The sequence below is a fragment of the Planktothrix sp. FACHB-1355 genome (assembly GCF_014748295.1).
In the GTDB taxonomy this organism is placed as follows: Bacteria; Cyanobacteriota; Cyanobacteriia; order Cyanobacteriales; family Aerosakkonemataceae; genus Aerosakkonema; species Aerosakkonema funiforme_A.
In genome coordinates this window covers 1-9,773 of sequence record NZ_JACJUP010000122.1, presented here as the reverse complement: position 1 = coordinate 9,773, position 9,773 = coordinate 1, and the positions used below count along the sequence as shown (strand labels likewise).

General features: G+C 46.0%; 6 protein-coding genes. 3 read left to right on the top strand and 3 right to left on the bottom strand.

Annotation, left to right across the window (positions count from 1 at the left end):
- On the top strand, positions 1-870 hold an 870-nt coding region (locus H6S82_RS08265), incomplete at its 5' end, for a pentapeptide repeat-containing protein (protein ID WP_191056143.1).
- Between the two features lie 125 nt (positions 871-995).
- On the opposite strand, the gene H6S82_RS08260 is transcribed toward H6S82_RS08265, so the two are convergent.
- Genes H6S82_RS08260 through H6S82_RS08250 form a run of 3 tightly spaced genes read right to left on the bottom strand, consistent with a single transcriptional unit; the run spans position 996 to position 6,039 of the window.
- Positions 996-1,970 carry a hypothetical protein gene (locus tag H6S82_RS08260; RefSeq protein WP_190470603.1) on the bottom strand — a complete coding sequence of 325 codons (975 nt, stop codon included), beginning with the start codon at positions 1,968-1,970 and terminating at the stop codon, positions 996-998.
- Positions 1,967-2,800 (bottom strand): SWIM zinc finger family protein, encoded by an 834-nt coding sequence (locus H6S82_RS08255; RefSeq protein WP_190470599.1) that lies wholly within the window; start codon positions 2,798-2,800, stop codon positions 1,967-1,969. Before H6S82_RS08255 ends, H6S82_RS08260 begins: the two co-directional genes overlap by 4 nt.
- Positions 2,800-6,039, bottom strand: coding sequence for a DEAD/DEAH box helicase (locus H6S82_RS08250; RefSeq protein ID WP_190470596.1), 3,240 nt, complete (start codon positions 6,037-6,039; stop codon positions 2,800-2,802). The genes H6S82_RS08255 and H6S82_RS08250 overlap by 1 nt, the downstream gene beginning before the upstream one ends.
- 703 nt (positions 6,040-6,742) lie before the next feature.
- Here H6S82_RS08250 and H6S82_RS08245 point away from each other — a divergent pair.
- Positions 6,743-8,902, top strand: coding sequence for a polyribonucleotide nucleotidyltransferase (locus tag H6S82_RS08245; protein WP_190470627.1), 2,160 nt, complete (start codon positions 6,743-6,745; stop codon positions 8,900-8,902).
- A gap of 335 nt (positions 8,903-9,237) precedes the next feature.
- The coding region (tpiA, locus tag H6S82_RS08240; protein WP_191056142.1) for a triose-phosphate isomerase at positions 9,238-9,773 on the top strand (536 nt) is incomplete at its 3' end.

Below are 9,773 nucleotides of genomic sequence, written 5' to 3'. Positions count from 1 at the left end.
AATCTAAGTCAAGCTAACTTGAGCGGTGCGAACTTGAGGAAAGCACAATTGATGAATGCAGACCTAAGTAATGCTAATCTTAGTAATGCTAATTTGTTAGAAGCAAATCTAGAAGGAGCAAACCTTCGGGGAGTTAACCTTGAAGAAGCTATTTATAGCACGGAGACTATCTTTCCCAAAGATTTTGACCCTGTTAAAGCGGGTGCTTATTCAATCGCTCCTAACACTTCGCTGCAAAATGCTAATCTGGCTGGTGCTGACTTGAGTTCTCTAAATTCAACAAACTTAATTGGAGCAAATTTACAAGGAGCAAATCTAAACTCAACTAATCTCGCAAATGCAGACTTAATACAAGCCAACTTAAGTGGGGCAAATTTAAGTAAAGCAAATTTGAGGGGAGTAAGACTCCTTCAGGCGAATTTGTCGAACGTCAATTTAAGCGAAGCAAGTCTAAATTATGCTAACCTAACTGCGGCAGATATTAATGGAGCAAACCTGTTTCAGACAGACTGGACGGGAACGAACCTATCTGGGGTAGATCTAACTAATACGAATTTTAAAAATGTAAAAAACCTTTACAGCGCAAACCTAAGTGGTACTAATCTGACAGGAGTCAATCTTCTGGGGCTAAACATAAATGGTATCAAGCTGAGTGGGGCAAACTTGAGCGGCGCAAATCTTTGCGGAACACAATTGAATGGAGCAAACTTAAGTGGAGCAAACCTGACTTCAGCAGATTTACGTGGGGCAAACTTGGAGAACGCAAATCTAGAAAAAGCTAATCTTAAGGGAGCAAACATTAATGGGGCAATCTTGAAAAATGCTAAATTGGCTGGTGCAATTATGCCTGATGGAACGACTCACGAGTAAAGTTTCTTAAACTTGAGAAATATCAGAAAACCAGTTTCTTTTGATTAATAATCGAGAATTTGATTGCTACCATCTCAGAAACCCGGTTTCTTCAAGAAACCGGGTTTCTTTTAACTTCCATCTCCTTAAGCAGAGGACTCTCCTCCAAACCTAGCCAATATTTCCTCGCGAGAAAGAGTCAGCAGCAATTGAGTTAACTCACTTGGCGGTAGCTGTAACATAGGTGTTATAGTTCTGCTCAATCGATCGTCCAAAGCGCCAAATCGAACTCTCAGAAGATTTTCTACCATCTCCCGCCGTTCTTCTTGGCGACCTTCTTGGAGACCTTCTTGTCTACCTTCTTGTCTACCTTCTTGGCGACCTTCCAATCTGCCTTCGATCCGACCTTCTCGTAAAGTATCTTCGCGCCAACGTACATAAGCTGATGATAAGTTCATAAGCAATTCCTCCTCGTCTTCATCGAGATTTTGGCTGGTTTCCAAACCGATGCGCCAGTTAGCCACAACCTCTAAAATGTTTCTTTTAAAAGGGTGGTCTTCCGGCAGTGCATTCACCTCATTTACGGCTTGCTGCTGAACGGTTTTGCGACCCAAAAGCCTCAACCAAAGCGTGTCTTCTGTCACCGGTAGTTGGTTAATTGCTACCAGTGCCGCTCTTAATCCCGATGGTAGCAAATAAACGCCATTCGGCCAGTTTCCTTGGGTGTCAAGTTTTGCGCCAAATGCGTCTAAGACATTCTCAGAACAGGAAGGCGATAATATCCACAAACGCGGTAATTCATCTTCTGTCACCGTTCTTTCTTCTCGCCTTGCTTGACGCTGATAATCGCTTTGCATGGCAAACAATTTAATCAGGCATCTACGCACTTCCGACCAGGTTGGTGGATTGCGAAAAGGTTCGATTAAACAGGCAGTTGAAGCCATTTCAGCAACCAACCCTAAAAATTCTAGGTTGGCTGTAGGTGCTGTTACTGGTGAAAACCAAACATCTATTTGACGCACTTCAGCCAATACTTCTCGGCTGACTATTACTTCACCCAGAGGTGCTAATAGTTCGCTGAGATACTGCTTGGCAAATTGGTCGTGAAAGTTTCTAGTCATTCTCCTACCTTCATCGCGGAGACGATCGCCTGCTGACTCACCGCCTGATAAACTGTATTTAAATACTTCATCACAGTTTCAGATGCAGTCGTTTTTGCGTCGGCGTTTTCCGTTGCATCGTTTGCCAAAGGTATGGTTCCCAATACATCTAAAACTGTTTCGCTACTTGGCGGCGGTACAATCACGACTAGGGAAGATTCTAACGGTTCGTCGTATTGCCAAAAATGCTCGACTTTTAGAGGATATTGAAGTTTGGGGATTTGGGTTTCTCCCCCGCTCTTTTGCTTCTCTGTACCCCTACTTCGCATTTGCCGGAGTGTTTCGAGAATTTGTTCTTTCGTGCGTCCTCGTAGCTGAAATAATACGAAGGGGTCTTCACCGAAGCGATCGGCTAACAAATAATACACCGCGCCAATATGTTTGCACGGGTTCGCTTTGTCGGGACAACTGCATTTACTGCGTACATCATCCAACTTAAATGGAAACAAACTCAAGCCATTTGCGGTAAAGACTTTTTCGATGTTTGCTGGCATTTCTCCGGCTAATAGTTTAGCAGAATATATCGCTTTTTCTGACATTGTTTCGATCGCATATTGCCACTCTTCGTCAGAGAAAGCGTCCAGCCATATCGAAACTTGATAAGGTTCTACTTCTGTTCCCTGAACTCTGGCAAATACTTTTTGTCCTTGAAATTCTATGCTGCGGACATTTCCTTCTCGCGCATAAACACGCGCACGTTCCAATCGCTTTTTGAAACGATAGGAATCTAGCAATCCCAACCACTGCTCTACCCACCATTCTCGGCTGATTTGAGTGTAGTTATCTGCCATTATGCCTCCTCGTCGATTACAGCAGTGCGATCGAGCAATAATAAGTTGCGAAGTTGGTCGGTATCCAGTTCCGTCAACCACTGTTCGCCAGCACCTACCACTTGTTCTGCAAGTGCTTTTTTACTTTCAATCAAATCGTGGATTTTTTCTTCCAAAGTGCCAGTGCAAACAAATTTATGCACTTGTACATTTTGCTTTTGACCGATACGAAATGCTCTATCTGTTGCCTGATTTTCTACGGCTGGATTCCACCATCTGTCAAAGTGAAAAACATGATTTGCTCGCGTCAAATTCAGACCGACACCACCAGCTTTTAGCGACAGAATCATCACTCTCGGCGCTTGGGGATCGAGTTGAAATCTGTCGATCATTTCCTCACGTTGGTTTTTAGTAGTGCTACCATATAGAAACAGCACTTCTCGCCCAAGTTGTTTCTCCAAATGCGGTTTGAGCAGTTTACCCCATTCCGCAAATTGGGTGAAAATTAAAGCGCGATCGCCCTCCGAAATCAACTCCTCCAACATTTCTTCCAAACGCTGAAGTTTGGCAGAACGATTTTGATTTCCTAGACTATTTTGTTTCAAAAATTGGGCTGGGTGATTGCAAATTTGTTTCAACTTCACCAGCAAAGCCAAAATCATTCCTCGTCGCTGAATACCTGATGATTCTTCAATTTCAGCCAAAGATTCTTGTACCAGTTTTTGATATAATTCAGCTTGTTCGGCAGTCAGACCGCAAAATACAGTCATTTCCTGTTTTTCTGGCAAATCTTGAATGATTTCGCGGTCAGTTTTGAGGCGACGGAGGATGAAAGGTTGGACGAGCGATCGCAATGTCTTCAGCGAATTTGTATCCCCATACTTTTCAATCGGAATCGCAAATCGTCGCTGGAAGAAATTGCGCTGTCCCAAATAGCCAGGATTGAGAAAATCCAAGATTGACCACAGTTCTTGCAGCCTATTTTCTACTGGCGTTCCTGTCAGCGCGATCCTAAATGAAGCGTTCAACTGGCGGACTGCTTGCGATTGTTTCGCCTCCGAATTTTTGATATTTTGAGCTTCATCTAAAATCACACCTTGCCAAGCAACGCTTTGCAAATCTTTAGCATCTCGAAAAGCTAGCGCATAACTGGTGACTACCAAATCTCTATCCTGAACAGCTTTAGCAAACGCTTTTCCTTTTGCGCGTTTATCGCCGTGATGTACCAAAACTTTTAACGTCGGGCCAAATTTCTTGACTTCCCGTTCCCAGTTACCTAAAACAGAAGTCGGACAGACTATCAGCGTTGGTTTTTCCAGTGCATCTTTTGCTTGTAAATATAATAAAAATGCTATAAGCTCTACGGTTTTTCCAAGGCCCATATCATCCGCCAGACACGCACCCAAACCCCAGCGTTCCAAGAATGCTAACCAACCAGCACCTAATGCTTGATAAGGACGCAATTCTCCTTTAAAGCTAGAGGGAGGATCGATCGCCTCAACTTTTTTACTTCCGGTTAAAGTTGATATCAATTCCTGTAGCGCCCCCGATGCCTCAAAACTGACGACTGGCAGTTTTTCAATTGTCTGAGAATCGCCACTGCTGAGGCGCAAAGCATCTTCCAGCGATAGAGACATTTGCTCTTTTCTAGATGCAAAAAATGTTTGCGCTGCCTTAATATCTTGAGGTCGCAATTCTACCCATTCCCCGTTGATTTCCACCAAGGGAGTATTGAGGGCTACTAACTTGTCAAATTCTTTTTTGCTCAGTCTTTGTCCGCCAATAGATAATTCCCATTTGAAATTCAGCAGACTTTGCAAACTCAAACGATCGCTCTTTTTAATGTCGGGACTTTGTGCGCTGATGCTCAATCCCAAACGACTTGCCCAACCTTCCCGATTTGTTAAACTGGGCGGTAAAACTACTCCCAATCCGCTATCTTGAAAACGCCAAGCACCATTTTTGATAAATTCGTAAGCTTGTAATGGGTTGAGGCGACAAGAATGGGGAGAAGGAGTTTCCAAACTTGGTTCGATAATTGGCAATAACCGAGAAGCTAATCCCAAACCGCTGAGTAAAGTTTCTTGAGGTAATTCTATTGTCCTTCCTTGGAAAGTCAGACGTTCGACTGGGTTACTCCAAATCGTTGTCGCATCTACTAAAAATTCTGGGTCGTCAACTGCTTGCAAACAATATTCCAACGTCCAATCTTTCGACGCTGATGCTGGTGGAAGAACCTTAAAGCAGGTGTTAAATAAACTCTGACCGGCCAAGAATGGTTGCAGCGGCGCAGTCCAAGCGTTGAGAGTTGCTTGCAGGCGTTCTGTTGCTTGAGCTTCTGCTGTCAGGGTGGCAGATTCGCTTCCCAATGCTTGCAGCCACTCTTTCAGCAGCGGTTCTGTATCCGGTGGTGAATTCGTCTCGATCGCAGTTCGCAGTTGCGAGTCAATGGTGCTGCTCAAAAATGCTAGCAGCAGTTCTCTCGGTTCTGCGGGTAGGTTAACAGCGATCGATTCTCCACTTTCTCTGCTATTTTGATATGTGCGACAAGCGGCTGGCATTTCCTGAGCAAACTTTTGCAAACGAGCGCGATCGGCAGCACTATCGAGAACGGGTTGCCAGCTAGCAACGGCAGAGTTATCATTTCTGTTTATTCCTGGTAAAAATTTACACCTTGCCAGTAAATCGATACTCCAACGGGCGATATGCGACCAAAACCGCAAATCTCTGCCCAAAAAAGAGTCTGATTCGTTGACGGAACCGAGAGGGAGAGCAGTTAAAAATGCGATCGCTTCTCGTTCGTTCAAGCAAAACCCTTCGACTTGCCAAGGATACAAAAGGGCTGTTCCCTCATTTGTAGTTTCTGAGACTTCGGTGGCAGAATGTACGGGGTAAATTGCGCCTTGATTATCTTCGGGAATATGAGTGGGTAATGCCAAAAGTTGCGAGTGCTTGCGCCACGAAGATGAAAGATGATTTCTGTTTTCTGCGATCGTTTCTTGGCTCTGCCTTTTAGCGCCTCTACCTTTTTTAGGGGAAGTTTCTTCTTTAACAAGAGCATCAACCGGCAAGACACCGCCCAGATGCGGTAAAGATTTCAAGTAGGCGGTCAGCTCGTCTGGAGTCATCGCCAATGGATGAAGCGATACTCCGCTAAGTTGAGAAGAAGCCTCAGCCGCGATTCTGCGCCAAGTTTCTCCCCAAATAAATAGATAACCACCCTGAGTTTGAGGTAACCAGTTACCGTGTAAAACTGCCATTTATAAACTGCTCAGTTATTCCCTTAGTTGAACGATGTTAGCAATTGTTAATTGCTTATTTTTAATGACAAATTTAATACTTAAAGCTGAGATTTATGGCGAATTTTTGTAAATTGCAAGTATTTACCATTATTTATTAACAAATTTCGCTCGCATAGAGTTTTGGGAAAAAAGGATGAGAAGACAGTGTTTCTCAACATTATGGAAAGTTAAAATTATCTCCAAGAGAAAGAGTTGTGCAATGAATTTATTGTACAACCTAGCTGGCGACCTTGGCGCGATCGTCTGTAGGCGGGTTAGCGGATAAAGAAAATTGCCCCAGAGTGACGCTCCGCAAACCTATGCGCTGATTTAGGCTGAAAAATAAAAGACGTTCTTAATTCCAGCAAACGCAAGATTTGTCAGCCCTTCTTCCCCCAGCCCCGACACCCGACGCCCAGCGAGAAGTTTTACTGCCTCAATTTGTGGGATAATCGTTAATTCCAGACTATTAGGGGCATTCACCGAATGGCTTGTCTAGTAGTGCGCCAAATTGATGCAATTCGGGGTTGCCTTGGCCAGAAACCGAGTTTTTGTCAAAAATCCGGTTTCTCGAACTCCTAAGCCCCTCACATCGCCCCAAGCCCTAGAAAGTCTGAGAACAGCACTGGTGTATCAGTGCTAGGATTGCCACAGATAAAGAATTGTGATAGAGCAGGACCGAATGGTAGAGATAGACAAATCAATATCCTTTGACGGAAGGGATATTAGACTAAAGGTTGGCCTCCTTGCACAACAGGCCGATGGTTCGGTATTAATTCAATCCGGGGATACCAGCGTATTAGTAACTGCTACCCGCTCAAAAGCAAGAGAAAATATAGATTTTCTCCCTTTATTGGTAGATTACGAAGAAAGAATGTATGCTGCGGGTAGAATTCCAGGCGGTTTCTTGCGACGGGAAGGTCGTCCGCCAGAAAAAGTAGTTCTCACAAGCCGTCTGATCGATCGCCCCCTACGTCCTCTATTTCCTAGTTGGCTGCGAGATGACATCCAAATTGTAGCCACAACATTATCTATGGATGAACAAGTACCGCCCGATGTGCTGGCTGTGACTGGCGCTTCCGTAGCGGTGCTGTTGGCAAAGATACCGTTTAACGGGCCAATGGCAGCGGTGCGCGTGGGATTGGTAGGAGATGACTTTATTATTAATCCCACCTACGCAGAGATGGAAGCTGGAGATTTGGACTTGGTGGTAGCAGGGTCTCCAGAAGGCGTAATCATGGTAGAAGCGGGGGCAAACGAATTGCCCGAAGCTGACATAATAGAAGCGATCGACTTCGGCTACGAAGCAGTCAGGGATCTGATTGCAGCCCAGCAAGAATTGATCAAAGAATTGGGCATCGAATTGACGCAAGAAGCATCACCGGAAGTAGACCCAACACTGGAAAACTTTATTCGCGATCGCGTCAGGGAACCGATCAAAAACATCCTATCTCAATTCGAGTTGGACAAATCAGCTCGCGACCTGGCACTTGATGAAATCAAAGCAAGTGTAGAAACTGCGATCGCAGAACTCCCAGAAGAAGACCCGCTGCGCGTCATCACAGCCACGGAAAGCAAAGCCCTGGGCAACGTCTTCAAAGATATCACCAAACAATTGATGCGCCGTCAGATCGTCGAAGATGGTGTCCGCGTTGACGGTCGCAAACTCGACGAAGTACGACCCGTCTCCTGTCGCGTCGGATTGCTACCTCGACGAGTCCACGGCAGCGGCTTATTTAACAGAGGACAAACCCAAGTTTTATCCGCCGTCACCTTGGGAACTCCCGGCGATGCCCAAGAAATGGCAGATGACTTGCACCCAGAAGATGCCAAGCGTTACCTGCACCACTACAACTTCCCCCCCTACTCAGTGGGAGAAACCAAGCCGTTACGTGCCCCCGGACGCCGCGAAATCGGTCACGGTGCTTTGGCAGAACGGGCACTGGTGCCGGTATTGCCGCCGAAAGAGCAATTCCCCTACGTCATCCGTGTAGTGTCGGAAGTCTTATCCTCCAACGGTTCCACCTCAATGGGTTCCGTTTGCGGTTCCACCCTAGCTTTAATGGATGCTGGCGTTCCCATCACCAAACCGGTCAGTGGTGCCGCAATGGGCTTAATTAAAGAAGGCGATGAAGTCCGCATTCTCACGGATATTCAAGGTATCGAAGATTTCTTGGGCGACATGGACTTCAAAGTAGCGGGCACCGATAGCGGCGTCACCGCTTTGCAGATGGATATGAAAATCAACGGTCTATCTATGGATACGATCGCCAAAGCCATCAATCAAGCTCGTCCGGCGCGGCTGCATATCTTGGAAAAAATGCTGGCGGCGCTGGAAAAACCGCGCACCGAAATGTCGCCTTTTGCCCCACGTCTGCTCACCGTTAAGATCGATCCAGATTTGATCGGTATCGTGATCGGGCCTGGTGGTAAGACAATCAAAGGTATTACCGAAGAAACCGGAGCCAAAATTGACATCGAAGATGATGGTACGGTGACTATTTCTGCCATAGATGTAGATAAGGCGGAACGAGCCCGCAGCATTATCTTTAACATGACGCGCAAGCTGAACGAAGGTGATGTCTACGCCGGTCGCGTTACTCGCATTATCCCGATCGGAGCCTTTGTCGAGTTTCTCCCCGGCAAGGAAGGAATGATTCACATTTCCCAACTGGCAGATTACCGCGTCGGTAAAGTGGAAGATGAAGTGGCAGTAGGCGATGAAGTGATTGTCAAAGTGCGCGAAATTGACAGCAAGGGACGCATCAATCTCACACGCTTGGGAATTCATCCGGATGAAGCAGCCGCAGCTCGTGCTAACAGTGGTGTGAATAAGAAGTAACTTGAGGCGAGATCGGGAATTAGCTAGCAGCTAATTGCGATGCTTTTCAGGGTCTGTTAATTCCAACTTGGGTAATGGGTAACGGGTAAAAAAACAATTATCAATTACCTATTACCAAGTATGATTTCCAATTAGTTGTCAGAAAATCGCTTGGGTAAATTGGGGAGTTGACCCAGAAGAATTTGCTGTGGAAACCTAAAGTTCTTAGGAGGCCCTCCTCATTCTATCGCTCTATAACTCAAGTCTGAGGCCGATCTGAGGACACAGACGTAAAACGATCGCCCAAAAGCCTTAAACTGTTTTTTACGTTTATTGTTCGTCTCTTCAGAGTACCCGTGCGAAAAATCGTCATCGCTGGCAACTGGAAAATGTACAAGACCCAGGCAGAAGCCCTGGAGTTCTTGCAAGGATTTATGTCAAGCTTGGAAGAAACCCCGGAAGAACGGGAAATTGTGCTGTGCGCTCCCTTCACCGACTTGGGCATCATATCCAAAAGTTTGCACGGTAGCCGCGTGCAGCTGGGTGCCCAAAATGTCCATTGGGAAGATGCGGGAGCCTACACAGGGGAAATTGCCGCCCCGATGCTCGTTGAAATTGGAGTGCGTTACGTCATCATCGGTCACAGCGAACGGCGTCAATACTTTGGCGAAACCGATGAAACTGTCAACAAACGGCTCCTAGCAGCGCAGAGTCACGGTCTTACTCCCATTCTCTGCGTGGGCGAAAGCAAGCAACAACGAGACGCGGGCGAAACCGAATCCCTGATCGTCGGTCAGTTGGAAAAAGATTTGATTGGTGTAGATCAACACAATCTCGTCATCGCCTACGAACCCATTTGGGCGATCGGCACCGGCGACACCTGCGAGACAAA

Excerpts from the sequence above, each read along its gene's own strand:
- H6S82_RS08260 (WP_190470603.1), bottom strand. The coding sequence starts at position 1,970 with ATGACTAGAAACTTTCACGACCAATTTGCCAAGCAGTATCTCAGCGAA.
- H6S82_RS08255 (WP_190470599.1), bottom strand. The coding sequence starts at position 2,800 with ATGGCAGATAACTACACTCAAATCAGCCGAGAATGGTGGGTAGAGCAG.
- H6S82_RS08250 (WP_190470596.1), bottom strand. The coding sequence starts at position 6,039 with ATGGCAGTTTTACACGGTAACTGGTTACCTCAAACTCAGGGTGGTTAT.
- H6S82_RS08245 (WP_190470627.1), top strand. The coding sequence starts at position 6,743 with ATGGTAGAGATAGACAAATCAATATCCTTTGACGGAAGGGATATTAGA.